This is a genomic window from Mucilaginibacter sp. P4_D1, from assembly GCF_056401935.1.
In genome coordinates this window covers 1-26,083 of record NZ_JBFUIJ010000052.1, presented here as the reverse complement: position 1 = coordinate 26,083, position 26,083 = coordinate 1, and the positions used below count along the sequence as shown (strand labels likewise).

The 26,083-nt window shown below is 42.4% G+C and carries 24 protein-coding genes and 2 tRNA genes; 16 read left to right on the top strand and 10 right to left on the bottom strand.

The window, feature by feature from the left end:
- Positions 1-141 precede the first annotated feature (141 nt).
- Positions 142-1,080, bottom strand: coding sequence for an alpha/beta fold hydrolase (locus AC1DV1_RS27355; protein WP_477366521.1), 939 nt, complete (start codon positions 1,078-1,080; stop codon positions 142-144).
- 311 nt (positions 1,081-1,391) lie between these two features.
- Here AC1DV1_RS27355 and AC1DV1_RS27350 point away from each other — a divergent pair, with 311 nt between their 5' ends.
- Positions 1,392-2,171 carry an SDR family NAD(P)-dependent oxidoreductase gene (locus AC1DV1_RS27350; protein WP_477366518.1) on the top strand — a complete coding sequence of 260 codons (780 nt, stop codon included), beginning with the start codon at positions 1,392-1,394 and terminating at the stop codon, positions 2,169-2,171.
- Positions 2,172-2,386: 215 nt separating this feature from the next.
- Here the strand turns inward: AC1DV1_RS27350 and AC1DV1_RS27345 are convergent.
- Positions 2,387-2,460 (bottom strand) — tRNA-Pro (locus tag AC1DV1_RS27345).
- A gap of 371 nt (positions 2,461-2,831) precedes the next feature.
- Between AC1DV1_RS27345 and AC1DV1_RS27340 the strand changes: the two genes are divergently transcribed.
- Entirely contained in the window at positions 2,832-3,353 is a 522-nt protein-coding gene (locus tag AC1DV1_RS27340) for a hypothetical protein (RefSeq protein ID WP_477366515.1), read from the top strand.
- 205 nt (positions 3,354-3,558) lie between these two features.
- Here the strand turns inward: AC1DV1_RS27340 and AC1DV1_RS27335 are convergent.
- From AC1DV1_RS27335 to AC1DV1_RS27325, 3 genes are all read right to left on the bottom strand, one after another.
- Positions 3,559-3,632, bottom strand: a tRNA-Pro gene (locus tag AC1DV1_RS27335).
- Between the two features lie 313 nt (positions 3,633-3,945).
- Entirely contained in the window at positions 3,946-4,353 is a 408-nt protein-coding gene (locus AC1DV1_RS27330) for a DUF4199 domain-containing protein (protein WP_477366512.1), read from the bottom strand.
- Positions 4,354-4,588: 235 nt separating this feature from the next.
- Positions 4,589-5,794 carry a proline dehydrogenase family protein gene (locus AC1DV1_RS27325; RefSeq protein ID WP_477366510.1) on the bottom strand — a complete coding sequence of 402 codons (1,206 nt, stop codon included), beginning with the start codon at positions 5,792-5,794 and terminating at the stop codon, positions 4,589-4,591.
- Positions 5,795-5,852: 58 nt separating this feature from the next.
- Here AC1DV1_RS27325 and AC1DV1_RS27320 point away from each other — a divergent pair, with 58 nt between their 5' ends.
- From AC1DV1_RS27320 to AC1DV1_RS27275, 10 genes are all read left to right on the top strand, one after another.
- Positions 5,853-6,059, top strand: a complete 207-nt coding sequence (locus AC1DV1_RS27320) for an RNA-binding S4 domain-containing protein (protein ID WP_090650080.1) — start codon at positions 5,853-5,855, stop codon at positions 6,057-6,059.
- A 3-nt stretch (positions 6,060-6,062) separates the two neighbouring features.
- Positions 6,063-7,121: a 3-dehydroquinate synthase gene (aroB, locus tag AC1DV1_RS27315; protein ID WP_477366506.1), complete on the top strand. Its 1,059-nt coding sequence runs from the start codon at positions 6,063-6,065 to the stop codon at positions 7,119-7,121.
- On the top strand, positions 7,122-8,045 hold the full coding sequence (locus AC1DV1_RS27310; protein ID WP_477366503.1) for a sterol desaturase family protein: 924 nt from the start codon (positions 7,122-7,124) through the stop codon (positions 8,043-8,045).
- Between the two features lie 80 nt (positions 8,046-8,125).
- A complete protein-coding gene (locus AC1DV1_RS27305) occupies positions 8,126-8,998 on the top strand; it encodes a PH domain-containing protein (RefSeq protein WP_477366500.1) in 873 nt (290 codons plus the stop codon).
- Positions 8,999-9,251: 253 nt separating this feature from the next.
- Positions 9,252-10,157 carry a prephenate dehydratase gene (locus AC1DV1_RS27300; RefSeq protein ID WP_477366497.1) on the top strand — a complete coding sequence of 302 codons (906 nt, stop codon included), beginning with the start codon at positions 9,252-9,254 and terminating at the stop codon, positions 10,155-10,157.
- A gap of 111 nt (positions 10,158-10,268) precedes the next feature.
- Positions 10,269-11,396: a chorismate mutase gene (locus tag AC1DV1_RS27295; RefSeq protein WP_090650066.1), complete on the top strand. Its 1,128-nt coding sequence runs from the start codon at positions 10,269-10,271 to the stop codon at positions 11,394-11,396.
- A 110-nt stretch (positions 11,397-11,506) separates the two neighbouring features.
- Entirely contained in the window at positions 11,507-12,817 is a 1,311-nt protein-coding gene (gene aroA, locus AC1DV1_RS27290; protein WP_477366493.1) for a 3-phosphoshikimate 1-carboxyvinyltransferase, read from the top strand.
- 309 nt (positions 12,818-13,126) lie between these two features.
- Entirely contained in the window at positions 13,127-14,221 is a 1,095-nt protein-coding gene (gene aroC, locus AC1DV1_RS27285) for a chorismate synthase (protein WP_477366490.1), read from the top strand.
- A gap of 94 nt (positions 14,222-14,315) precedes the next feature.
- The gene (locus AC1DV1_RS27280; protein WP_477366487.1) at positions 14,316-15,557 is read left to right on the top strand and encodes an MFS transporter; all 1,242 of its coding nucleotides are present in this window, start codon (positions 14,316-14,318) and stop codon (positions 15,555-15,557) included.
- Positions 15,554-16,180, top strand: coding sequence for an HAD family hydrolase (locus AC1DV1_RS27275; protein WP_477366484.1), 627 nt, complete (start codon positions 15,554-15,556; stop codon positions 16,178-16,180). The genes AC1DV1_RS27280 and AC1DV1_RS27275 overlap by 4 nt, the downstream gene beginning before the upstream one ends.
- 8 nt (positions 16,181-16,188) lie before the next feature.
- Here AC1DV1_RS27275 and AC1DV1_RS27270 read toward each other — a convergent pair whose 3' ends face one another.
- Together AC1DV1_RS27270 and AC1DV1_RS27265 are read right to left on the bottom strand one after the other, a co-directional pair.
- A complete protein-coding gene (locus AC1DV1_RS27270) occupies positions 16,189-16,713 on the bottom strand; it encodes a DinB family protein (RefSeq protein ID WP_477366480.1) in 525 nt (174 codons plus the stop codon).
- A gap of 2 nt (positions 16,714-16,715) precedes the next feature.
- Positions 16,716-17,678, bottom strand: coding sequence for a glycosyl hydrolase (locus tag AC1DV1_RS27265; protein WP_477366477.1), 963 nt, complete (start codon positions 17,676-17,678; stop codon positions 16,716-16,718).
- A gap of 175 nt (positions 17,679-17,853) precedes the next feature.
- Between AC1DV1_RS27265 and AC1DV1_RS27260 the strand changes: the two genes are divergently transcribed.
- A complete protein-coding gene (locus tag AC1DV1_RS27260; RefSeq protein ID WP_477366474.1) occupies positions 17,854-19,395 on the top strand; it encodes a L,D-transpeptidase family protein in 1,542 nt (513 codons plus the stop codon).
- Between the two features lie 57 nt (positions 19,396-19,452).
- Here AC1DV1_RS27260 and AC1DV1_RS27255 read toward each other — a convergent pair whose 3' ends face one another.
- The 3 genes from AC1DV1_RS27255 to AC1DV1_RS27245 all read right to left on the bottom strand — a co-directional run bounded on the left by AC1DV1_RS27255 (position 19,453) and on the right by AC1DV1_RS27245 (position 23,618).
- Positions 19,453-20,238, bottom strand: a complete 786-nt coding sequence (locus AC1DV1_RS27255) for a murein L,D-transpeptidase catalytic domain family protein (RefSeq protein ID WP_477366471.1) — start codon at positions 20,236-20,238, stop codon at positions 19,453-19,455.
- 221 nt (positions 20,239-20,459) lie between these two features.
- A complete protein-coding gene (locus AC1DV1_RS27250; protein WP_477366468.1) occupies positions 20,460-21,041 on the bottom strand; it encodes a nitroreductase family protein in 582 nt (193 codons plus the stop codon).
- 144 nt (positions 21,042-21,185) lie between these two features.
- Positions 21,186-23,618, bottom strand: coding sequence for an alpha-ketoacid dehydrogenase subunit alpha/beta (locus AC1DV1_RS27245; RefSeq protein ID WP_477366465.1), 2,433 nt, complete (start codon positions 23,616-23,618; stop codon positions 21,186-21,188).
- A 136-nt stretch (positions 23,619-23,754) separates the two neighbouring features.
- Between AC1DV1_RS27245 and AC1DV1_RS27240 the strand changes: the two genes are divergently transcribed.
- The 3 genes from AC1DV1_RS27240 to AC1DV1_RS27230 all read left to right on the top strand — a co-directional run.
- Positions 23,755-24,153, top strand: a complete 399-nt coding sequence (locus AC1DV1_RS27240) for a DUF1573 domain-containing protein (protein ID WP_090650036.1) — start codon at positions 23,755-23,757, stop codon at positions 24,151-24,153.
- A 162-nt stretch (positions 24,154-24,315) separates the two neighbouring features.
- The gene (locus AC1DV1_RS27235; protein ID WP_477366462.1) at positions 24,316-25,542 is read left to right on the top strand and encodes a pyridoxal phosphate-dependent aminotransferase; all 1,227 of its coding nucleotides are present in this window, start codon (positions 24,316-24,318) and stop codon (positions 25,540-25,542) included.
- A 422-nt stretch (positions 25,543-25,964) separates the two neighbouring features.
- Positions 25,965-26,083, top strand: a 119-nt coding sequence (locus AC1DV1_RS27230) for an IS1/IS1595 family N-terminal zinc-binding domain-containing protein (protein ID WP_477356830.1), incomplete at its 3' end; no start/stop codon positions are given.

Genomic DNA, 26,083 nt, shown 5'->3' with positions numbered 1-26,083 from the left:
TGATAAAGTTAATCTTGGGCTATCGAATATCTATGGTAGTAATTGAAGAAAATGTGGTACTATTTAAATGTCAAAACCAGTAAGGCTATTGTCTTACTGGTCAAACACCTGCCCGGTGTTGAAATTTGATTAATTTATTGCTTAGGCCTGATTTAAGAAGTTGTTGGCTTTTTTAGCAAAATCTTCAGGGTATTGGTTTTGCGGTCCGTGGTTTGCGTCAGGATAAACAATCAACTGAGCATTTTCTAAGTGTTCTTTTAACAGAACAGAATTTATTACAGGGCAAAAAATGTCGGCATCCCCATGAACAATCATTGTCGGTTGCTTAATTGATTTGAGGTAATCGAAATTATTCTCGTGTCTTTTACCCCAGCCGAAGATCGCAGCAAGCTGGGCTGGTGCCACTTTACCTGTCAAAGCTGGTTCTTTGCCTACTCGTGTGCGAATGCGTTTCAAATATTCCCCTCCGGCTGCCTTGCTGTTTTTTGTAGGTGTGAAGAAAGCATCGAGCAGCAATTCATCAGCATGTGGATATTTCTTTTGGAGCAGCGCCCACACCTGGGGCGTGTAATCTTCCATACCTTCCCCTCCGCTTGGGCCGGTTCCGATCAGGATCAGCCTGCGGATCAGTTGCGGCTGTTGATAGGCCAAACATTGTGCCACCATGCCGCCGATGGAGAAACCCAATAAGTCGATTTTTTTCAAGGTGAGTGCATTAACGAAAGTGTAAGCATCCCTGGCCATTTGCTCAACTGTATTAGGCGTAGTACCGGTAGAAGATGCAACGCCGGTATTATCAAAGATGATTACTTCGCGCTCTTTGGCAATTTTATCTAACACTGCGGGGTCCCAGTTGTCCATTGTCCCGGTAAGGAAATTGGTGAATACCAATGGCAACCCATTTTTGCGCCCAAAGCGACGGTACGCGAATTTTATGCCGCCTGCTTCAACGAAGCTGGTTGGAGCATTACGTGCAGAATATACGCCCGATGTGGTTGCTCCCAGAAGTTTGGTTTTAGGCAATATCGATAAGCTCGCTGCTGCGATAGAACCTATTTTTAGAAATTCTTTTCTTTCCATTTTTTTATTTTTTGAATATCAAACGGCCGGGCTGAAATGCCCCTGCCGCTTTTCCAGTTGTTATTTTACCCTTTGACGTAAAATTTAAAAACTGTGACAAAGGGGCAAATATTTAAGAAAATGGAAACTCAAAATTAAAACGGTCAAAACAGCATTGCTTATAGTTGGTATGGGCAAAGCAACCGCAACATTGCTTGCTAACGGCTCGCAAACGCTGTAGCACCCAAATGAAAGTTTTTATAGGCTCCAGACAAAACTTTGTCACAGAATTTAAAAGCTACGTCAAAGGGTAAATTTTAATAAATAAGAACATGAAAAATCAAGATTTAAACGAAAAAGTAGCCCTGGTTATAGGTGGAACCAGTGGTATGGGCAAAGCAACAGCATCATTGCTTGCTGAAAGAGGCGCAAACGTTATTGTAGCCAGTAAAACAGAAGATTCAGTTTTGGCAACAGTAACTGAACTTTCTAACGACAATCCACAAATCAAGGTTGTAGGTAAAGTTGTTGACATTACCAATACTGAAAGTGTAAAGGCGTTCATTGCCGAAATTGAAAAAGAAAGCAAAATCGATTACCTGGTGAACGCATCCGGAATCTTTAGGCCAAAACCATTTTTGGACACAACCCCAGATGAATATGCTGCTTTGCTGGACATCAATACAGGTTTCTACTTCATCTCACAGGCGGTAGCGAAGAAAATGAAAGAAAACGGTGGCGGCGCTATCGTAAACATTGGTTCTTATTGGTCAGAAAATGTTGTAAAGGGCATGCCTACTTCGGCTTACTCGGTAGCCAAAGCAGGTTTGCATGCGTTGACCAAACACCTTGCAGTTGAGTTGGCGCTTGAAAATATCAGGGTAAACGCTATTGCCCCGGGTCTTTTTGTGACCAATGTATTGAACGATGTTGTGGGTGTTGAAAAGGTTGAAGAAACCTACAACAGCCTGTTAGGCCTCAACCCACTCGGTAAAAACGGCAAGCCTGAACAAGCGGCCAGCGCGATTGTATTCCTTTTGTCTGACGAAAGCGCATTCACTACCGGTGCTATTTTAGCAGTAGACGGCGGCATGTCAACAGGTCGCGGTTGATCATAGTTACTGAAATCAGCGTCTTTCGGCTATCTTTTAGTTATGCTGATAACATTGTCTTTACTGAGCAGCCAGAGACAAACTAATATTTCAAAGAAGAGATAAAAGAATTCGAACCGAAACTATATTGATTTACAGTTATTTAATTTTCAATAAATCTTTATTAAAACAAAAAACGCCCTCAGAATAATCTAAGGGCGTTTTTGCATTAGTAGTCGGGATGGCAGGATTCGAACCTGCGGCCTCCACATCCCAAATGTGGCGCGATACCGGGCTACGCTACATCCCGTTCCCGTTGGGGTTGCAAAGGTAATATTATAATTCAATTAATCAAAACTTCTGAAAAAATCATCTGTATGCAGCGACTACAATGCTAAGTTGGTGTTTTAGTAGGGCATTACGGCCAGTGATATACATGGTCAGAATGGGGAAATAATTAATTTGCTGGCCAAATTCATTTACTGACATCAAATCTGGTGTGGCGATAGTTTATAAAAGCAACATCAAACTCATCTCAATCTGTACTGTATCAAAAAAATCACACCTAAGTATTTGCTTTTAAAGCAAGCAATTTAATTTCATAGTAAATAATTTAAAAAATAACAAACAAAATCTGTAATAAATATGTTACAACAACATCATCTAACTAACTACATTATTATGAAAAAGATCTGTTTAATATTGTTTGTAACCAGCATTACATGGTGCATTCAAACTGCCGGGGCTCAAACCCAAGACACCACAAACAACAAAGTGGAGATAAAAAAGAAAGTTAAAAAGGGCGCCCACGGTCGTACGGTAACAAAAATCAAGATGGAGGGCTCCGGCACGGCCGGCGCAATAAGCGGCGCAGCCGACGGCGCTGTAACAGGTCATTTACCTGAACCGGCAAAACAAACGCCGGCACCACCACCGCCATCCGTGGTTATAGTGCATGATACAGTTAAAACGCAGGCACCAGCGCCTGTAGTTGCTCCCGCACCAACACCAAAAACAACCGAAGTTACTACAACTACAACAGAAGTAAAGCCGGTTGTTACAACCAGTTCAACTACTCATGTTGTTACACATAAGGCAACTGGTTCAAAAAAGCCTGTACACGTATATCATCGTGTTTATAAAAAAACACCGGTGGCGGCAACAAAAACAACTACTACCACTACGGTGAAAAAAACCGAGTAAAAGCGCCACAACTTGCGGGTAACAAAAGCGGGACTGTTGGTTACAACAATCCCGCTTTTTATTTTAACATGCTATTAGGAGCAAACAATCGAAAGCGGCAGCTAACATGGTTAAAAAATGTTTTTTTGCCCGGCGACTTTTTTACATAAAAAACCCTCCGAATTAAAAATTGGGAGGGTTTTAATTTGATCTGGTATCGCTTTTGTCGGGATGGCAGGATTCGAACCTGCGGCCTCCACATCCCAAATGTGGCGCGATACCGGGCTACGCTACATCCCGTTTCCGATTGGGTTGGCAAAAGTAGGATTTTTAATCAAGCTGCAAAACTTTTTTTAAATTAAATTTCAGGTAAAATTATAACCCCTTCATTAGCGCACATTTGACGTTAAATATTCTTTTACTTTATATTATTTACAGCTATCGATGATAGTGTTAAGTCAATAGTACTAAATCGTAAGTCTAAAGTTGAAAGTTGAATTTTTCCTTTTTTGGCTTAGGACTTGAGACTTTGGGCTAAAGAATATCCGTCAATTTATCATTAACATGACACTTGTTTGTGACCTGCAAGTCATCAACTACAGCCACACTCCTATCAATTCAGCTTGCTCGATTTATTCATCAATGCGGCAGACACCCCTAAGCAAATTAATATACCAATAACCAGCCCGCCGAAAAGCCTGCCCGAAAAAGCGAACAGGTTACTTGCCATATCAAAATAGTTAATGTAAACAATGCCTGCCAAACAGGCAAACAGGCCACCGATAAGCAAAATCCTAAAACTTTGAAATAGGGCATCAAAAAAACCGATCTCGCCTTGCTTATCATCATCACGGTAGCGTTTCACCCCAAAATAAACACCGCAAAAAGGTATCAGTAATGATAAATATTCAACCGGGCTTACGTGGTTCCCGGTACTATTATACCCAAACGACCGCATGATGAACAACCAGGTACCACTAAGGATACCCAGGATTAAACCTGTTACAAATGCATTTCTCATAATTTAGGGTGGCATATGATAATGCCTGATATAAAAATGCAAATTTTTTTATTGTTTGCCTGCAAATCACGTCTTTTTATTAACGGTAACTCACCATCATATTTGTGAACCACTGATCAACCCCATCCCAAATTAAACGGTGCCGAACGCCCCCCCTCCCAAAAGTAAGTCAATAAAAAAGCCGCTAAATTTTAGCGGCCCATATTTTTCTGTCTTGACTCTCAATTCTTGACTCTCAGTTCTTGTTTCTTCTTCCCCGTTCTTTCACTATCAAACTCAGCTCTCGGCTCATTTGGCCGGCAATGGCGGTATTTTCCTGTGCGCGGCGGAACAAGTATGGCAGCACGGCTTTAATTGGCCCGTAAGGCACGTATTTGGCCACATTGTACTGCGCATCCGCCAGGTTAAAACTCAGGTTATCACTCATGYCCAGTAATTGCGAAAAATATACGTGCGGGTGCTTATGGTCTATACCCTTGGTATCCAAAAGCTCGGCCAGCAGGCGGCAGCTCTCCTCGTTGTGGGTTCCGGCTATAAAGGCAATTTCGTTGATATGGCTGGTACAATAATCCAATGCCGAGTCATAATCCAGGTCTGTTGATTTTTTATCAGGCTGAATTGGCGAATCGTAACCCATTTCCAGGGCACGCTTACGCTCTTTTTCCATGTAAGCACCGCGCACAATTTTGGCTCCTAATATAAAACCCTCGCCTTTGGCAATCTCGTGATCGTTTAATATCGATGCCAGTTTATCGTGGCGGTACATTTGGTAGGTATTGTAAACAATGGGCTGCTTGGTGTTAAACTGCGTCATCATGGTTAAAGCCAGCAGGTCAATAGTTTCCTGTATCCAGCTTTCTTCGGCATCAATCATCACAGGCACGTTGCTTTTGTAGGCTTTATCGCAAATAGCCAATACCCGGCTTTGCACCCTTTGCCATTCGCTTTCTTCATCGGGTGTAAGTGGCAGGCGGGCGTCCAGCTTCTCTAACAAAGCAAAACGTCCAACTCCGGTTATCTTAAATACGGTTAATGGTATGGCTTTATCTTTTGAGGCCCGCACTATCGTCCGGATAATCTCGTCCCTGGTACTATCAAAAACGGCCTCATCGTCCTCGCCTTCTATCGAATAATCTAAAATAGTACCTACGCCACCGCTATATAGGTTTTTGATGGTATTATCACACCCGGCAATGGTTTCACCGCCGCAAAAGTGTTTAAATATAGTCGCCTTGATGATGCCTTTAATCGGCAGGCCTATTTTAATGGCAAAGTTGGTTACCGGGGGGCCTATTTTCACCAAAAAATTAACATTGATGATCCTGAATAACCAATAAGCGCGGCTAAGATCTGCGTTAGATGAATGACGAAAAGCTATTTCTGTATTTTCAAAAGAGGGCTTACCGTGTTTGGATGTATTATTAGTTTCGTTAGAAAGCATGCGCAAAATTATAAAAATGATAACTCATTATTCCATGAATAGTTTATTTTTGCCCACCATGATTGAATTTAAGTTAAACGGCGACTTTATCCCGATGATACAACTACTAAAAGCAGCCGGCCTGGTACCCACAGGAGGCGAGGCGCAAATAGTTGTAAGTGAGGGCGAAGTAAGTTATAACGGACAGGTTGATTACCGCAAACGCCTTAAAGTAAAACGAGGCGACCTGGTTGAATTCAGAGGAAATAAAATCATGGTTATTTAAATTATGGACACCATTCAGAGCGATAATTACCCCATTTTTTTTGAAAATAGTATTGATGAGCTGGCCAATTTCGTAAAACAAGGCCACTATTCCCGTTTTTTTATTTTAACCGACGAAAATACCGCCCAACATTGCCTGCCCCTTGTAAAAAGCAAGATAGAAGACCAGGACAATTTTGACATCATTGAAATAAACGCCGGCGAAGAAAGCAAGGACATTGATTTTTGTATCGGCATCTGGAAAATGCTGATTGATTTTGGGGCCGACCGCAAAAGCCTGCTGATTAACCTTGGCGGCGGCGTTATCAGCGATCTGGGCGGCTTTGCTGCATCAACATTTAAACGCGGGATTGATTTTGTACACGTGCCTACTACCCTATTATCGCAGGTGGATGCATCAGTAGGCGGTAAAACTGGCATCGATATCGATAGCATTAAAAATATCATAGGTACCTTTACACAACCCAAAGCTGTATTTATTGAATTGGGCTTTTTAGATACCCTGCCTCCAAGACAGATCCTATCCGGCCTGGCCGAAATGTTAAAACACGGGCTTATCCAGGATGCCGGTTACTGGAACCAGTTAAAAAACAGCGATTTGAGCAAACCATCTGCCGAACTGGTACACCGGTCTGTAGCCATAAAAAATAAAATTACCGTGGAGGACCCGCATGAAAAAGGGATCCGCAAGGCTTTGAACTTTGGTCATACCGTTGGCCACGCGGTTGAAACCTATTCGTTGATCAACGATAAAGATCATTTATCGCATGGCGAAGCTATTGCCATAGGCATGATCTGCGAATCGTACCTGGCCCACAAAAAAACAGGCCTGCCTGCCGAAGAACTAAAGGAGATAAYAGATACACTGAATAACCTGTATCCGCGTTATACCATCAAACAATCAAGCTTCGAAACGTTGTTTGAATTCATGAAAAAGGACAAGAAGAACCAAAGCGGAAATATAAATTGCACCCTGCTGACCAACATTGGTCAATGTAATATTGATAATATCTGCACAGAAGCCGAACTTTGCGATAGTTTATTGTATTATATTAACTTGTAGATGCAGCACTTAGATAAAACGGAAATAAGCGCCATTGTAATACTTTGCCTTTTAGTTATTTTAACCCTTGTAGAAATGGGTTTAAGTTATTGGGAAGACAGGCATTATTACGAAACACGCGATACTTTTACCAACATTTATCTCACCTCGCTTGCCGTTGTAACCAACCTGGTAGTAAAAGGAAGCACATTTATTATCCTGAGTTTTACTTACAGGTACCGGCTGTTTCAAATCCATAACGTTTGGCTATATTGGTTTGTACTGATTGTTGCGCAGGATTTTTTGTATTGGCTGCTGCATTATATTGGCCATTATTGCCGCGTTTTTTGGGCTATACACGTAACCCATCATTCGTCAGAACATTTCAACTTCACTACCGGTTTCCGGTCAACTGTGTTTGAGCCATTGTACAGGGTATTTTTTTATTTACCACTCGCGCTGTTTGGCTTTAGCGCTTTAGATATTTTGTATGCCTACCTGGTTACCCAGTTTTATGGCAACCTTGTACATACGCAATATAAAATTCCGCTGCCAAAATGGTATGGGTGGATTTTTGTAACACCGGCACATCACCGCGTGCACCACGCATCAAACATCCCCTATCTTGATAAAAACATGGGCATGGTGTTAATTCTATGGGATAGAATGTTTGGCACCTTCCGCGACGAGGATTTGCCCGAGCCTGTTAAATACGGCATTACCAAACAACCTGATGATATGGGGCCGGTAAATGTTATATTTCACGAGTGGAAGGCGTTGATACACGATGTTAAACACGCGCCGGGCATTAAAAACAAGCTTGGTTATTTATTTAACCCACCGGGATGGAGCCACGATGGTAGTACACAAACTGCAAGGGTAATGCAGCGGGAATATGAAATTCAGCATATTTCGCCCCTCATCGAGCAAAAACAAACCGCTTAATTTTATTGCAAACCGCATAAGTATCGATGCTATATTTTATATTTGAATTAGAAGCAAACAAGCATCGCCTTATATAACCTATGCCGCAACTTATATCCAAACTACAACATAACACTTACGAAAAAGGCGAATTCTCTGACGAGCAGCCAAGAAATTTGGATGAAACAATTCAACTGATAAAAAACTTTCCCTGGGATTTGGAGCGCCCTTTAACTGATATTCAATTAACCGGCCCATCGGTTACTATACAGGACGATGATATTAACTATCTAAAACTGGGGCTTTATTTCGGCGGAAAATTCTGTGTTTACTATCTGGATAAAGACAATCATTTGTATGAGTACCACGCTGCTGATATTGAGGCCGCGGAAAAACTTGTTGCCGATTTTTTTGATAAAACCCTTGACCTAAGCGTTTTCGAGAAGCATTTTTTTAACATCGGCAACCAGCCCCATTTCATCACCAATAACTTTATATATAAAGTAAAACCTTCACGGGTATTTATGCTAATTGCATTGTTATTGGTCTATATTGGATTATTTATCAGCTTTGCTGCCAGCATTCCCAGTGACACCCCTTTTATACTTTATCCCTGCTTTCTTATTTTAATCATCGGAGGATTTATACTTTACACCGTGTTTCTCGCTATTCAAAACCGCAGTTTGTACCTTCAAATTTCAAGGGGCAACAATTTGTTTTATTTTGGAAAAGACGAGCAAAATATATCGGCGTATGAAAAACTGAATATCGAAAACATCGTCATTTATGAAAACAATGATCGCCGTGGCTTTCGCCTTGACTTTAATAAGAAAATCGAGGTTAAATTTCAAAACGGCGATTGCCTGATAATCCCCAATATATTGATTAGCAGTTACGATTTTTTATCGAAATTTCCGAATAAGTTAGGGATACCTGTTATTTACGGCAGCAGTAGTCTATTTAAAAGTAGGTAAAATCCATTTTTACAATATAAAATTTGGTTCACCTACTTTTTTCATCAAAAAATAAAATTTTCTATTGACAGAATCATTTTTTACCGTACATTTACAACGTAATAAAAAACAGATGAAATTTAACAGTGCATATTTTTATGGTTACTACTTTTACTTTACCAGTAAGAGCCGGGACTAATATGTACTAAACACACATAAAAAATTTAAAAAGTCCCGGCACAAAATGCCGGGACTTTTTGCATTAACAGGGGTTATGAAAATAGAAAAACCAAGAGTTGCTATACAGGGAATCCGCGCCTCCTTCCATGAAGAAGCCGGCCTGCGTTATTTTGGCGAAAACGCCCAGATGATTGAGTGCAACTCTTTTAAACAAACTTTTGAGAAGTTAAAGAACCGCGAGGCTGATTATGTGGTAATGGCTATTGAAAACAGCATTGCCGGCAGCATATTGCCCAACTACACTTTACTGCTCGATTATGGTTTCCCGGTAGTAGGCGAAATTTACCTGCCTATTCAACTGCACCTGATGGCTTTGCCCGGTGTAAAGTTTGAGGATGTAAAATACGTAACCTCGCACCCTATTGCACTGCGCCAGTGTGTTGATTTTTTTGACGAATACCCGCATCTTAAAATTGTAGAGAGCAGCGATACCGCCGCCTGCGCTAAACGCATCCGCGACGAACAATTAACGGATACAGTAGCTATCGCCAATTCATTGGCGGCAACACTATACGGACTGGATGTTTTGGAGCGCCGCATCGAATCAAACAAACGGAATTTTACTCGCTTTTTGATACTCACCCATCATGATAACATGGATAAAAAACCGGCCAATAAAGCGTCGCTTTGTTTCCAGGTGAGTAATAAGGTTGGGGCTTTGGCCAAAGTGCTTAATATTTTTGCCGAAGAGGGTTTAAACATGAGCAAAATACAATCCATGCCCATACTTGGTAAGCGTAACGAATATAATTTTTATGTAGATGTGGAGTGGGACGAGCAGAAACACTACGATAGCGCTATACGGCAGATACTGAAATACACACAAAACTTTAACATACTTGGCGAATATGAAAGACACGATGACGAACCATCAGTAGCACCCAAACCCCAACGAATTGACCGCGGCAGGCGATATATCAACATCCGCCGCAACGTTTAAACAAAAAAAGGCGATCTCCCAAGATCACCGAACCAAACAGGAAATCAAAAAAATTAAAACATAAAACAACCCGGTTTAAAAAACAAGCAGCCGGAACAAATAACAAACACAATGAAACTAAATTTAAACATACAGCCACTTCATACCTGGATTAAGACCGGTAAAGAACCATTGGTAATTGCAGGCCCTTGCAGCGCCGAAACTGAAGATCAGCTGGTAGCCACCGCCCATTTATTAGCCCAAACCGGTAAAATTTCTGCTTTACGTGCAGGTATCTGGAAACCACGTACCCGCCCGGGAGAGTTTGAAGGTATTGGCTCAATTGGTTTGGAGTGGTTAAAACGCGCTAAAGCCGAAACAGGCTTGCCAACAGCTATTGAGGTAGCTACCGGTAAACACGTTGAAGAAGCTTTAAAAGCAGGTGTTGATATACTTTGGGTTGGTGCCCGTTCAACAGTAAACCCTTTTACTGTACAGGAAATTGCTGATGCTTTGCGTGGTGTTGATGTGCCGGTAATGGTTAAAAACCCGGTAAACCCCGATCTTTCTTTATGGATTGGTGCTTTAGAGCGTATCAACAACGCAGGTATTACTAAACTTGCTGCTATCCACCGCGGTTTTTCATCTTACGAAAAATCTGCTTTCCGTAACGAGCCGATGTGGGATATCGCTATCGCCTTAAAAACTTTAGCACCTGAATTGCCTATCATTAACGATCCAAGCCACATATCGGGTAACCGCGACCTTATTGGTTACATTTCGCAAAAAGCTTTGGATTTGGATATGCAAGGGTTGATGATCGAATCGCACATCGACCCAAGCGTAGCCTGGACAGATGCTAAACAACAGGTTACCCCTGCTGCACTTGCTGATATTATTGATCATTTGGCTTTACGTAAACCAGAAGTACGCAATGCCGAGGTTAACGATAAGCTGCACGAATTGCGCAACCAGATTGATAAAATTGACGATTTAGTTATCCAGAAAATTGCCGAGCGTATGCTGATTGCGGATAAAATCGGTCAGCATAAAAAAGATAACGGTATTACCATTTTACAGGTTGGCCGTTGGGACGAAATTCTGCAAAAACGTACTAATTATGCTAAAGCATTAAAATTAGGCAGCGAGTTTACCGAAAAATTACTGGAACTTTTACACGCCGAATCTATCAGCAGGCAAACAGCCATCATGAACGCCAGCGAAGCAGGCCAGGCAGCAGAAAAACTAACACACGCGTAATTTTTATGTTATACGTTTTACGTGGTACGTTATACGTTTTGACTTAGGTTTATTCCCTTCAACGTACCGCGTATCACGTACAACGTAAAACATACAACCTATAAATAGCGATGCAAAACATCATCCTGAGTAAAAGTAATAAGCATATAAAAGGCACGGTAAACCTCACCGGTTCAAAAAGTGAATGTAACCGCGCCCTCATTATCGAAGCGCTGAGCAACGGTAAGGTTAAGGTAGATAATGTATCCGATTCGGCCGATTCGGTTTTGTTAGCAGGGATTTTGAGGAAGAATCAAGAATCAAGAGTCAAGAATCAAGAGGTATTGGAGGTCAGCAGCGGCGAACCACTCACTACTCACCACTCACTACTCACCACTGTCGACATCGGCCCGGCCGGTACGGCGATGCGTTTTTTAACGGCTTATTATGCTATACAGGATTACGAGGTAATTTTAACCGGTAGCCAACGCATGAAGGAGAGGCCGATAGGTGTATTGGTGGATGCGTTGAAGGAACTTGGTGCCCACATAGGTTTTGAAGAGCAAGAAGGCTACCCTCCTATTAAATTAAAAGGCGGTTTTGAACAGCTAAGCCGTCAAATCAGTATAAAAGGCAACATCAGCAGTCAGTACATTACCGCACTTTTACTAATCGCGGCCCGGTTACCGCTTGGTTTGGAATTACATATTGAAGGCGAACTAACGTCGCGCCCATATGTAGAAATGACCCTGGCTATGTTACAAACAGCAGGTATCCAGCACACCTGGACCGACAATGTGATTGCCATAGCCAACCAGGATTTTGCCACAACATCATTATACATTGAACCGGACTGGAGCGCGGCATCATACTGGTATGCTATTGCTGCCCTGGCCGATGAGGCAGAAATATTCCTGACCGGTTTAACCGCATACAGCCTGCAGGGCGACAGCGTGATAACCGAGATAATGGCCAACTTTGGTATTACCTCGCAGTTTAAGGATGGCGGTGTACATTTACTAAAAGAGGTCAAACCTTTAAGCCGCAAGGTCTTCGACATGAAGGAATGCCCCGATTTGGCGCAAACAGTAATTGTAGTGTGCGCGGCCTTGGGCCATGAGGCAACATTTACCGGTTTAGAAACGCTGAAGATCAAAGAAACCGACAGGGTTTTAGCTTTACAAACCGAACTTGCCAAAATGGGCGTTAAACTGATTGAAAAGAGCCAGGTTTATAAACTGGATTGCAGCGAAAAGTTTATCCCGGAGCGTATGTTCATCAACACCTACCACGATCATCGTATGGCCATGGCTTTTGCTCCACTGGCGCTGGTTGTTCCGCAACTGGAATTTGAAAACGGCCCGGTAGTCGACAAATCGTACCCTGCATTTTGGGATGATTTGGAGAAGCAAGGGTTTGTTGTGGAGGAAGTGGAAGGTTAAAGGCGAAAGGTAAAAGGTAAATCCGGCACCAAACTATATCATTGCGAGGTACGAAGCAATCGCGAACTTTGCAAGACAACCATGCAACCGACGAGATTGCCACGCTACGCTCGCAATGACATAGTGAAATTTGTCATCTTGAAAAAACCATAAAATACCCGTCATTGCGAGGTACGAAGCAATCCCGAACTATGTGGGACTTAGCATGTAGGGGATTGCTTCGTACCTCGCAATGACGGTTTAATTAGAATTAAATTCTGACATTTGAGCTTTCTTAAATGTCGTATCTAACATCTCACATCTAAAACAATGGCAGGCAATTCATTCGGGCAAGTATTCAGGATAACCACTTTTGGCGAATCGCATGGCGAGGCCATTGGGGTAATAATAGATGGCTGCCCGGCACAATTGGTAGTTGATATCGAATATATACAAGGCGAGCTGGATAAGCGCAAGCCTGGGCAGTCGAAGATTACCACACAGCGTAAAGAGGCAGATACGGTACGGATTCTATCCGGCGTATTTGAAGGAAAAACCACGGGTACCCCAATTGCAATGCTGATCCCGAATGAAGATCAGCGATCAAAGGATTACACCCATAATGTGGATGTGTTCCGCCCCTCCCATGCCGATTATACTTACCAAACCAAATACGGCATTCGCGATCATCGCGGCGGTGGCCGCTCCTCGGCCCGCGAAACCGCGGCGCGAGTTGCTGCGGGTGCACTGGCCAAACTATTGCTCAAAACCCAGGGCATCGAGATTGCGGCCCATGTAAGCAGCGTTGGCAAAATAGATGCTCCAAACGTGGAGATTAAAAACGTTCAGGAATTTATTGATGAGCGGGAGAAAAATATTGTAAGGTGTGCCGACCCGGCAACAGCTGAAGAAATGATTGCGTTTATTGACAGCGTGCGTAAAGATGGAGATACCGTTGGCGGCAAAGTAAGCTGCTACATAAAAAACTGCCCCGTTGGCTTAGGCGACCCGGTATTTGACAAACTGCACGCCGATTTAGGTAAAGCTATGCTAAGCATCAACGCCGTTCATGGCTTTGAATTTGGATCGGGCTTTGCAGGCAGCGAAATGCGCGGATCTGAGCATAACGATATTTTTGTAAAGTCGCATTTAGGCGATATAACAACCATTACCAATTACTCGGGTGGTATACAGGGTGGTATCAGCAACGGTATGCCTATCGAATTTAAAGTAGCCTTTAAACCGGTTGCCACCATCATGAAAAACCAGGCCACCATTGATAGCGAAGGTAACGCCGCCGAAATATCGGGCAAAGGCCGCCACGACCCTTGCGTGGTGCCGCGTGCTGTACCTATTGTTGAGGCGATGGCAGCACTGGTTTTGGCCGACCATTGGTTGCGAAACCGTAATTCGAAACTGAGCTAAAAAGAGAAAAGCTAAAAGCGGAAGGCCTAAGGCAGAAAGCTTTTATTGCTTTGGGCCTTAGGCTTTCTGCCTTAAAAACTATCTTTGTACAACGATGCTAAGCCCGCTTATCCAATCATACAAAAACGCCTACTATGGACTATCTAAAAACAGCTGGTACCTGAGCCTGGTAATGCTCATTAACCGGAGCGGCACTATGGTGGTTCCGTTTATGAGTGTTTATATGATTAAACAACTTCATTTTACGGTAATACAGTCGGGTTGGGTAATGGCGTTTTTTGGCATTGGCGCATTTGGAGGCGCGTTTTTAGGTGGCAAGCTAACCGATAAAATAGGTTTTTATGATGTGCAGGTTGGAGCCCTGCTTTTAGGGGGCATCCAGTTTATTATTTTAGGATATCAGCATACCTTCATTAGTATTTGCATACTAACGTTTGTGCTCAGCGTTTGTAATGAGTCGTTCAGGCCTGCAAACTCGGCGGCAATTGCACATTACGCTGATGATGCTAACCGAACACGCTCCTACTCGCTAAACCGATTGGCGGTTAACCTGGGCTGGGCGGTTGGTGGTGGCCTGGGCGGAGTGTTAGCATCGGTTGACTATCATTGGCTTTTTTGGGTAGATGGTAGTACAAATATTTTGGCGGCAGTACTTTTATTGAATTTAATGCCCCGATCACAGATCCGGACATCGGTAAAAAGCGTGGCAAAGGTTATAAAATCGGCAGCGGCGCATACCGATGGCATATTCTTATGGTTCATCATTTTAAATACGCTATTCTCCTGCTGTTTCTATGAATTCTTCATCACTCAGCCTGTATTTTATGTAATACAGTGGCATCTTGGCCAAAGTTTTATCGGCTTTTTAATGGCGCTCAACGGAATACTGATCGTAGCTGTCGAAATGGTGCTTGTTCATAAGTTGGATGGTAAAAGGCACCCTTTATCCTATATCAGCATAGGTGTATTATTATCCGGCATTACCTTTGTTTTATTGAACATACTGCCTCATAATGCCGGGATAGCTGTTTTGATAGTAGTAATGATAACTTTTGGCGAAATCATCGCCATGCCATTCATGAACTCTTTTTGGGTGAGCCGAACGAATAATAGTAACCGGGGCTCGTATGCTGCCATTTACGGCATGTCGTGGTCGGCGGCACAGATCATTGCTCCTGCCGTTGGCGCCCGGATTATTACATCAGGTGGCTTTGATAGCTTGTGGTGGGTATTTGCCGGCGTTTGCTTATTTGTATCTATCGGGTACTATATCCTTAAAAAGCTAATAAAAAAAAGCGAGCCAATTGTATTAACTCCTGTTGACAATATATTATGAAAAAGGCCATCATATTAGATCTGGATAATACCATTTACCCTGTAAGTTCAATTTCCGGCAATCTTTTCCAAGCGGTTTTTGGCTTTGTTGATACGCTGGCCGAAGAGATTGGCACCGAGGAAATTGAAAAGGCAAAAGCAGAAATGCAGCGCCGCCCCTACCAGCAAGTGGCCGAAAAATTCAACTTCAGCGAAGCGGCAAAAAACAAAGGCCTTGATTTGCTCAAAGACCTGGAGTATGCCCTCCCGATGCAACCTTACGAAGAGTATAAATACATCAGTGAAACCCCGATAGATAAATACCTGGTGACTACCGGCTTTACCAAGCTGCAATGGAGCAAAATACGACTGTTAGGCATCGAAGCCGATTTTAAAGCTATCTATATTGTCGACCCGCAAATATCCTCAGAAACAAAAAAAGACATTTTTGCCATGATTATGAGCAATAACAATTATCGGCCAGAAGAGTTGTTGGTTATTGGTGATGATCCCGAATCTGAAATAAAAGCGGCAGGCTCATTAGGTATCGATACGTTTTTGTTTGATCCGGACGACAGGCACCCTGGTGCGATAGTAACCCACTCATCAAAAAGCCTTAAGGATGCGGTAGCTATGTTTATGTAAACCGGATACTATAGTTGTAACAAACCCTGTTTCAAAACCTTAACAGTAACCAGTAATTGTCCTAAATGGCGCATCGTATGCTCCGCAGCGTGCACATACAGGCCAATAACAGTTGATGGAACTTGCGCGCGTCCCACGCCTCTTATTTCGGCTAAGGTAGATTGATTAGTATTGGCCAATTGTTTCAGGGCGTTATCAACCTGGGAATTAAATTGCTTAACTAATACGGCTGCACTAATGGTTACATCTGGCCTACCCTCGGCGGCTAAATAGGTTAATTGCTCTTGGGAGAGAATCTCTCCTTTTGCATAGGAAAATAGCCTGTCGAGCACACCAGTCAAATGCTGTAAATGAAAACCCGGGGAGGCCATGCCCGCAACTTTATTCCACAACAATAGGTCTGGAAAATCGGCCATCAGCTCATTCAGTTCTTCCCTGGCCTGCAATAAAGCATGTGCAACGGGCTGCAACAACGCGGGGATATCATTTAAAGGGCCGCGCAACCAAACTTCGGGTAGTTTAATTTTGTCCATTACTATTTTTGCAGCATGGTTTTTACTTCTTCATGGTTAAGGGTTTGCGGCAGGTTGTAAATTTCCTTTACCCTATTGTGGGTATTATCCGTCCACAGCCAGCTTGTCCATACCATAAACCAGGCCCATTCGGGCTGGGCTGCCAATACTTCCGGTTTGGGCAATTCGCCGGTTTCGCCAAGTACAATAATTTTGCCGTTGGCGAGGCTTAGCAGCTCATTGTAATCCTTTTGTTCGTAATCAAAGTGATAAACGTCCGATCCCAGGATATCAACATAATCGGCACCTGGATAATATAGTTTATAATCGTATGCTTCGTCTTTGGGAATATCGCGTAAACCGTTTGCGCCCCATACCCATATCAGGTTGTTTAGTTTATGATAGTTGGTATACCTGTCGTACATCATTTTCCAAAGCTTTTGGATACCGTTTTTGCCTTTTTTGTCGCCCCACCAAAACCATACGCCGTTCATTTCGTGGTAGGGCCGCCACAAAACCGGTACATGTGAGTCTCTTAGCTGTTTTAGGTAAACCGCCTTTTTATCTATATCTGCCAGCCATTTTTTATTTAAAGGCGTATTTGGTGTAGTCAATTCTGTCCACTCGGCATCGATAAGCTTACCCTGGATACTTGTTTTCCAGTCATATGGCGCATCATCAGTTGGCCTGCCCTGGTGCCACATAATGGTAACCAGGTAACCATCGTGCCATTTCTTTTGCGCTTCGTACACCAGCTTCTGCCCAAGGTCTTTATCGCCCCACAACATAAAATCAGAACCCCACAAAGCGGGATATTTTCCGGTAATGGCGTAAGCACTATCCGAAAACGTGTTCAGATCGTTATTATAATTTTGCTGACCAGACAGGATATGCTTTCCCTTTATTTGGTATAAAAAGGATAGTAACTTAACCGCCTCGGGGGTGGCATTTTTGTTTACCGGCTTAAAATCCTGTGCAGTTGCCATAAATGGCAGAAAGCATGTTGCTATAATTAATAACTGTCTTTTCATTAGCGACTCATGAAGCGATTAGTCAAATATTGCTGATAAATTGTCTGATTTCAAATTTAATTAAAAACTTGTAGCGGTTGTGGTATGGCAATTGCTATTAATGAGCTATATTTAACAGTAATTTATACGTATGCCTCCCGTCACGACAAACAAACAATCACTATCCTTTATACTGATTTCCTTATTTGCTTTATTGTTAACCATACAAAGCTGTAAAGAAAAGCATAATAAAATAGCCACTAATCTTTTTAAAACAACACAAAACAAGGTCTTTAAAGATCTTGATGACGATGCATATACCGCTGCGTTTAAAAAAGAGTTGGAGATTGAAAAGTTAAAGCTATCCAACGAGCCTGCTATAGAGGCTTATTACAAAGCAAATAATTACATGCCCGTATTTGTAATGAACCACCTGGCCAATGGCGACCTGGATGCTATACCGGAGTTTTGCAGTAAAGCTGATGAGCACGGCATTGATCCTGAACTGTTCCATCCCGGAGAATTAAAGGCTATGATTGCCAAATTTCATGGCAAAACCGGTATCAGTAATACCGAAGAAGCGTATCAAGAGTTGGCTAAACTGGAACTGCTGGCAACCAGCACCCTAACAAAATATGCCAATGCCATACAATTTGGTGTAGTTAACCCAAAAAAAATCTACTCAAGGTATTTTACGGCTACCAAACACCCCGACAGCGCATCAATGAAAGCCACGCTAATGGCCTCCGATACTAAGGCGTACCTGGATAGCATACAACCCAAAGACCGGCAATACCTTGCACTGCAAAAAGCGTATCTGCATGGCGATACATTTGATGGTTTATCGAAGGAAGAAACCCAACGCTATCTGTTGGTTAATATGGAACGTTTACGTTGGCGAAATAAACCTTACGAGCCCAAATATGTATATGTAAACGTACCTGATTACAGGCTTGATGTTTTTGAAAATGGAAAATCCATACTAAACATGAAGGTTTGTGTTGGGCAGGGCCGAAACATGGACGGGCAAAACAGCCTTGGCAAATATGATGATACCTGTGCCATTGATAAACCATTCCCACGTGAAACGCCCCAACTAAACAGCGTAATTCACAGTGTAGATGTAAACCCGGTGTGGAATATTCCGCGAAGTATAGCCACTAAAGAAATTATTATAGAGGCCGCCAAAGACAGGTATTACCTATCAAACAAAAATATTGATGTTTATAAAGACGGAAAATTGATTGATGATCCTGAAGATGTTGACTGGAGTGCGGTTACCAAAGATAACCTGGACTATGATTTCAAACAACGCCCCGGAGAGGATAACTCACTAGGAAAGATAAAATTCCTGTTTAAAAACAAAAGCAGTGTTTACCTGCATGATACGCCGGCAAAATCTGCATTCGGAAAAGCCATGCGTGCAGTAAGCCATGGTTGTGTGCGCCTTGGCGACCCACAAGCCCTTGCCAAAAACCTTTTTGGCGAAGGCGAAGAGTTTGACACCATTGTGAAAGATATGGCGACTGACAATCCTGACCCTACCAGCATAGCACTGCCTAAAAAAACACCGATATATATTACCTACGTTACCTGTTGGGCTGATGAAACTGGTGTATTACAACATCGGCCAGATGTGTATGGGCTGGACATCGTGCTGTATGATCACCTTAAAAAATTTCTTACCAAATAAAAAAATGCCCGGCTGGTTAGGCCGGGCAATCAGATTTATAATTGGATAGGCAATATTTTATAGCTTTGCTATATCAAAAGATGTAGAATCTGCAGCTACCTGGTTTAAGGGTGCCGTTTCATCCAGGTATTTTGAGGTGTAAGTGTCGTCATTACCGTTGATAAAAATCACCGATTTGCCCTGGATAGTGTTGATCACAAAATCAACAACATTTGGTGATACCGCCGGGCAGCCAAAACTGCGACCTAAACGCCCCTGCTGGTCAATAGCACCTTGCCCAACGTATTTTGCTGCATGAACTACAATATCGCGAAAACGTGCACTGGCATTAAAACCAGAATCTAATCCGTCTAAATGCAACGATCGGCCATGTTTGCCTATGTAAACATTATCGGTAAGGTAAAAACCCAGGCTGCTTTGGTGCGAATCGTTACGATCAGAAAAATGCTCGGCCATTTCCATACCGCTTCCAGATCCGTGAGCTACCCAGGTGTTCAACAACAGTTGTTTACTAAATAAATTGACAATCCACATGCGTTTTTCGCGACTCGATTTACTGAAGTCGACTATCGTCAACACCGCGCTATTTTCTGGTATTTTATGCGATAATTTCAGATTGGTATAACCGGTAAAGGCTTTTTCAAACACATCAAAAGCCAGCCCTGACCCTTGTAAACCGGCAGCCACATACAGGCTGTTTACGTACTGGTTAAATAATTCTTTTGTAGCAAGAGCAGAATTTACCCCTCCGTTTGATTTGTTAGCATTTGGCGATCTCCAGCTAATAACTGTAGCAGAAAATAAAAAAATCGCCAATATTAAGCCCCAAAAACATTTCCTCATACTTGTGTTGAGTTTAATTTTGAATCAATAAGTTAAATTAATAAAGGCTTAGAATTGATAAATTGACCAGCATTAGGAACCGGACAATTACAAATATATAAATTCCAATCTAATTAAAAAATCATTTTTAACATTTTTTTAGTTATAATGAAATATTATTTCAACAAAGGAAATTACAATGCAGAGTTATACGATGTAAATAATGGAAAGGTTAGGATTATTTATTTGATCCATTTAACTTTATTTTCAAGAGGAGTTGTTCTTTTTCCTTCAGGATTTTGGTCGGCATAACCCAGGTACAATACGCCCATTACTTGATCATCATCCCTCAGCTGCAAAAAATCTTTAAAACCCGGTTTTAATATGGCTCCACCGGTACTCCAAAATGAAGCCATACTTAAAGCCGTAGCGCCGAGCAGGATATTTTGAATAGCACTGGAAACGGCCGCCACTTCTTCAAAAGCAGGAATTTTTGCCAGATTACCTCTTTCCATAATGGCAATAATAACATGGGAAGCTTTATCACCCTGGTGTTGCAGGTTGCTGTAAACAGTTTCGTTAAATTCTTCGGCATTTACCCCTTGCTTGTAAACGTCGGCATGTAACTGGCAAAACTTAGTGGGGTCTTCATATACAATGAATCGCCACGGTTCGGTAAAGCCGTGTGTTGGTGCCCAATCGGCAAGTTCAAGCAGGGCGGCAACATGACCATTTGGAGCCTTGTGCCCGTTCATCACATTTGGTTTAACCGAACGACGTGTTTTTATAATACTGGCAACAGTAGCAAAAGAATTAGAATCCATATTGGAAAGGAATCAAGAGTTAAGAATCAGGAATTAAGACAAAAAATTTAACATATTTAAGCAAGAGAAAATCAAAAAGAGTCAAAAACAGATAAATCACGTTCGCGCTTTTCTTGATTTTTGACTCTTAATTCTTGATTCTACTTAATATATCGGCGGAAATTTAGCCGGGTTTGCTTCGCTTACAATGGCATAGACAGCCTCAACAATATCATCCAAAGATGGCTTGCTGAAATAATCCCCATCCGAGCCATAAGGAGGCCTGTGTTCCTTCGCTGTCAATGTACGCGGCTGGCTATCTAACGAGTAATAACCCTTCTGGGCTTCAATTATTTGCTGAACAATATAAGCAGATGCCGCGCCTGGTACATCCTCATCAACAACCAACAGCTTATTTGTTTTCTTTAACGACGCACCGCAAAGGTTATCTTTATCAAAAGGATATAAAGTTTGTGGGTCAATAACTTCAATATTGATGCCCATTTTTTCCAGCTCCGGGGCGGCTTCTAAAACAATGCGCAAGGTTGAGCCATAGGATACAACGGTAACATCGGTACCTTCCCTCATAATTTCGGCTTTGCCAAGCGGCACAGTAAACTCGCCAACATTTTCAGGAAGCTTTTCTTTCAGGCGATAGCCGTTAAGGCTTTCGATAACCAATGCGGGCTCATCGCCACGCAGCAAGGTGTTATACATCCCTGCCGCCTGCGTCATATTCCGGGGTACGCAGATATGAAATCCACGCATCGATCCCAATATCATCCCCAGGGGCGAGCCTGAGTGCCAGATACCTTCCAGGCGGTGTCCGCGTGTGCGTATAATTAAAGGCGCTTTTTGTCCGCCAAAAGTACGATAACTAAGGCTGCCGATATCGTCGCAGATAACGGTGATTGCGTATATCAGGTAATCAAGATATTGAATCTCGGCAATTGGTTTTAATCCGCGCATAGCCAAGCCCATACCCTGGCCAATGATAGAGGTTTCACGGATACCGGTATCGGTTATTCGTAAATCGCCGTACTTACTTTGCAGACCTGCAAATCCCTGGTTTACATCTCCAATGGCACCTACGTCTTCGCCGAATGCCACGATGGTTTTATCCCTGGCAAAATTGGCATCAAAGCAGGCATTCAAAACTTCGCGTCCATCTATAGAACGCGCGTTATCGCTGTAGATGGCAGGCACAACAGGAACATAAAGTGGCGATTGTGGCGTATCAGAAAATAGCTTCGTGTTATACCGCCCATTGGCTTTAACTTTTTCGGCATTTAACCAATTTACCAGTAATTGCCTTTCCGCCGAGTCTTCTTTAGCCGTAGCCCTTAGTGTTTTCCTTACAGCCGAAACAATTTCCTTACGGCCTGCATCATAGCTTTTACGCAATTCGGCCACTATCTCTATTAATTGTTCTTTAACAGAAACACCTTCGGCAAATTGCTCAATCATTTTAGCCGCATCTTCCAGTTCGGCATTAATCAGGGTTACCAACTCCCCTGCCGCTTCGCGTTGGCAGTCGCGTACGTATTTTTTGGCCTCTGCTTCTAATTCATCCAGCTCTTGTTCGGTTGAGATGGCCGAAGTAATCATCCATTGGCGCATTTTCAGCAAGCAATCGTGCTCATCTTCCCAGGCCAGGCGATCTTTTGATTTATATCGTTCGTGTGAACCCGAGGTTGAGTGGCCTTGCGGCTGGGTCATCTCGGTAACGTGAATCAATACCGGAACATGCTCTTCACGGCATAAAGTAATGGCACGGGCATAGGTTTCACAAAGGGCTATATAATCCCAGCCTTTTACCTTAAAAATCTCGAAGCCGTTTGAGCCATTCTCGCGCTGAAAACCTTTTAATATTTCAGAGATATCTTCTTTTGTAGTTTGCAACTTAGCCGGTACCGAGATTGCATAAGCATCATCCCAGATAGAAATAGCCATCGGTACCTGCAGCACACCAGCAGCGTTAAAACATTCAAAAAATACGCCTTCGGATGTGGCGCCATTGCCTATGGTTCCAAAGGCAACCTCGTTGCCATTAACCGAAAACTGTTTAAGATGTTCCAGTTCCTGGTTTTGGCGATATAGTTTTGAGGCATAAGCCAGGCCCAGCAATCGCGGCATATGGCCACCTGTGGTTGATATATCCGATGAACAATTCATCGTTTCGGCCTGGTTTATCCAACTACCATCGGCATTAATAAAACGGGTAGCATAGTGGCAGTTCATTTGACGGCCGGCCGAGGCCGGATCTTTTTCTACATCAGGGTGGGCATAAAGCTGGGCAAAAAACTCCCTAAGATTGCTCATGCCCGTGGCAAACATAAAAGTTTGGTCGCGATAATAGCCTGCACGCCAATCGCCGGCGCGGAATGCTTTGGCCATGGCCAGCTGTGCAACTTCTTTGCCGTCGCCAAAAATACCAAACTTGGCCTTGCCCGTTAATACCTCTTTACGGCCTATAATACTGGCTTGTCTGCTCTCATAACCAATACGATAATCTTCAATAACGATCTTTTTAAAATCATCAAAACTAAGCTCTGCGGTATCAAATTTACTGGTGGCACGAATTGCAGTTCCAGGCATATAAAATTTCGTTTAGACGGTAAAATTATAAAATTCTATTCTGTATTTGGCATAGTAACACTTAAAACATGAAGTATTGCTAATAGTTTTGTTATTACGTTAAACCTTTTATATTTGTATTAATCAAATATAGCATATGAAAAAGATATTAATGATCTGCGCAGTTGTTTTAGGTTTTGCCTTCACTGCATCGGCACAAGATAACCAAAAAGCCGAGTTTAAATTCAACGAAGAGAAACACGACTTTGGCAAAGTGCCCCAGGGCACACCTGTTACTACTGTTTTTGAATTTACAAACATTGGTAAAGAGCCACTTATACTTACCGAAGTAAGGCCAACATGCGGCTGTACCATTGCCGATTATACCAAAACACCTGTAAAAAGCGGTGATAAAGGTTTAATAAAAATCACTTATAATGCTGCGGTAGCTGCCCCTTTTAACAAAACCATTGTAGTTAAATCAAACGCGGTTACGCCCGAAAAATACTTAAATATTATAGGCGAGGTTATTGCTAAACCAGCTTCAAGTAAATAAGCAGCCCCTCCCAAACCCTCCCCGGAAGGGAGGGCTTTAAAAAATACTTAACACCGCGTTGCGGTGTTTTTTTTTGCATTTTGAAATTCAACTGACAATAATTAAAATGAATCCGTACTGTATCCGCTTTCAGAGGCGGATTTTTTTTTTGTAATTTTGCACATGCCAAAAATATCTCAGAAAGGGCAGCGAATGCCCGCATCTCCTATTCGTAAATTAACGCCTTATGCTGATCAGGCTAAGTTGGATGGCAAAAAAGTGTACCATTTGAATATCGGCCAGCCGGATATTGAAACGCCCGAAGGCATGTTAAATGCCATTAAAAACATTGATTTTAAAGTTTGGGCTTATACCCCATCCGAGGGTACTTTAAGCTATCGTAAAAAGCTTACAGAATACTACAATAAACTGGGTTACAATATTACTCCGGATAATATCATTGTAACCACCGGCGGATCTGAAGCTATCACCATATCCATGATGGCCTGTTTAGATTCGGGCGATGAAGTAATTATCCCGGAGCCTTTTTATGCCAATTACAATGGATTTGCAAGCCAGAGCGATATTGTGGTAAAACCTATCCTATCTTACATTGATAACGGATTTGCCTTGCCCCCTATCAGCGAATTTGAAAAGCTGATTACTGATAAAACCAAAGCTATTATCATTTGCAATCCTAACAATCCAACAGGGTACCTGTATTCGCAGGAAGAACTGGAGGCTTTAAAGGAATTGTGTTTAAAATATGACCTTTACCTGTTTTCGGACGAAGCTTACCGCGAGTTTTGCTACGATGACCGTAAATTTATTTCGCCGATGCATTTAGCCGGGTTGGATGATAACGTGGTGGTTATGGATACCGTAAGCAAACGTTACAGCGCATGCGGCGCCCGTTTAGGCTGCCTGATTACTAAAAATGCAGAATTACGCACAGCAGCATTGAAATTTGCCCAGGCCCGGTTAAGTGCCGGCATGGTTGAACAAATTGCCGGTGAGGCAGCCGTTGATACGCCCGACGAATATTTTGAAACCGTAAATAAAGAGTATACCAGCAGGCGAAATACCCTGGTAACCGCCTTAAACAACATCGATGGCGTTTACTGTCCTAACCCAGGGGGGGCATTTTATGTAGTGGCACAGCTCCCAATTGACAATGCTGATAGGTTTTGCCAATGGATGCTGGAAACCTTTAGTTACAACAACCAAACCGTAATGATGGCACCTGCAACAGGCTTTTACAGCACGCCGGGCGCCGGCACAAATGAAGTACGTATGGCTTATGTACTTAATAATGACGACTTAAAAAGCGCTATGATTTGTTTGGAGGAGGCTTTGAAGGTGTATCCCGGAAAGGTGGCTGCAACGGAGCAGCTCGTGGCTAAAAATTAGTAATTTTCAATACGCGTTTATTTTATAATACTTTACAACAAAATCTGGCCTACCAGGGCAAACGCATCCAAATAGCTAATGGAATAAGCTTACGGCGTCGGGAAGATAAGAGCATCAAACGACACCTTGTTTTTATTTGTTGATCCTGGTTAAATGATCCGGCTACTGAGGGGACTTGCATTGGCCAACGACAGGCACAAGTATTTGGATACGCCTAAATTGCGCGATCAGTTTAGTGTTAACCATGTTAAAATATAAAATATTGATTATCAAATATTTATAATATATTATCTGATATAATTGCCAAAAATAGTTGGTAGAATCTTTGTAATCGACTGTAATAAAGGAATATACATCAAGCAAATTGAAATCGGTTTCAATTTGCTTTTTTTGTTATATGAAATCGTCAAAAAAAGGCGTGTTTGACCTGTAAGAGCACGGATGTAATAAAGTGGGGCAAGCAGAATAAAAAACAGCGATATAAGTGTAAATCATGTGGGCAATTGTTTATTCGGCAGCACGCTGGTGTAAGAGATAAGAA

Bases quoted from the DNA above. Each gene is read 5' to 3' on its own strand.
- AC1DV1_RS27265 (WP_477366477.1), bottom strand. From the start codon at position 17,678: ATGGCAACTGCACAGGATTTTAAGCCGGTAAACAAAAATGCCACCCCC.
- AC1DV1_RS27245 (WP_477366465.1), bottom strand. From the start codon at position 23,618: ATGCCTGGAACTGCAATTCGTGCCACCAGTAAATTTGATACCGCAGAG.
- AC1DV1_RS27255 (WP_477366471.1), bottom strand. From the start codon at position 20,238: ATGAGGAAATGTTTTTGGGGCTTAATATTGGCGATTTTTTTATTTTCT.
- AC1DV1_RS27270 (WP_477366480.1), bottom strand. From the start codon at position 16,713: ATGGACAAAATTAAACTACCCGAAGTTTGGTTGCGCGGCCCTTTAAAT.
- AC1DV1_RS27310 (WP_477366503.1), top strand. From the start codon at position 7,122: ATGCAGCACTTAGATAAAACGGAAATAAGCGCCATTGTAATACTTTGC.
- AC1DV1_RS27240 (WP_090650036.1), top strand. From the start codon at position 23,755: ATGAAAAAGATATTAATGATCTGCGCAGTTGTTTTAGGTTTTGCCTTC.
- AC1DV1_RS27320 (WP_090650080.1), top strand. From the start codon at position 5,853: ATGATTGAATTTAAGTTAAACGGCGACTTTATCCCGATGATACAACTA.
- AC1DV1_RS27280 (WP_477366487.1), top strand. From the start codon at position 14,316: ATGCTAAGCCCGCTTATCCAATCATACAAAAACGCCTACTATGGACTA.
- AC1DV1_RS27260 (WP_477366474.1), top strand. From the start codon at position 17,854: ATGCCTCCCGTCACGACAAACAAACAATCACTATCCTTTATACTGATT.
- AC1DV1_RS27250 (WP_477366468.1), bottom strand. From the start codon at position 21,041: ATGGATTCTAATTCTTTTGCTACTGTTGCCAGTATTATAAAAACACGT.
- aroC (WP_477366490.1), top strand. From the start codon at position 13,127: ATGGCAGGCAATTCATTCGGGCAAGTATTCAGGATAACCACTTTTGGC.
- AC1DV1_RS27275 (WP_477366484.1), top strand. From the start codon at position 15,554: ATGAAAAAGGCCATCATATTAGATCTGGATAATACCATTTACCCTGTA.
- AC1DV1_RS27355 (WP_477366521.1), bottom strand. From the start codon at position 1,080: ATGGAAAGAAAAGAATTTCTAAAAATAGGTTCTATCGCAGCAGCGAGC.
- AC1DV1_RS27340 (WP_477366515.1), top strand. From the start codon at position 2,832: ATGAAAAAGATCTGTTTAATATTGTTTGTAACCAGCATTACATGGTGC.
- AC1DV1_RS27300 (WP_477366497.1), top strand. From the start codon at position 9,252: ATGAAAATAGAAAAACCAAGAGTTGCTATACAGGGAATCCGCGCCTCC.
- AC1DV1_RS27330 (WP_477366512.1), bottom strand. From the start codon at position 4,353: ATGAGAAATGCATTTGTAACAGGTTTAATCCTGGGTATCCTTAGTGGT.
- aroA (WP_477366493.1), top strand. From the start codon at position 11,507: ATGCAAAACATCATCCTGAGTAAAAGTAATAAGCATATAAAAGGCACG.
- AC1DV1_RS27295 (WP_090650066.1), top strand. From the start codon at position 10,269: ATGAAACTAAATTTAAACATACAGCCACTTCATACCTGGATTAAGACC.
- AC1DV1_RS27350 (WP_477366518.1), top strand. From the start codon at position 1,392: ATGAAAAATCAAGATTTAAACGAAAAAGTAGCCCTGGTTATAGGTGGA.
- AC1DV1_RS27305 (WP_477366500.1), top strand. From the start codon at position 8,126: ATGCCGCAACTTATATCCAAACTACAACATAACACTTACGAAAAAGGC.
- AC1DV1_RS27235 (WP_477366462.1), top strand. From the start codon at position 24,316: ATGCCAAAAATATCTCAGAAAGGGCAGCGAATGCCCGCATCTCCTATT.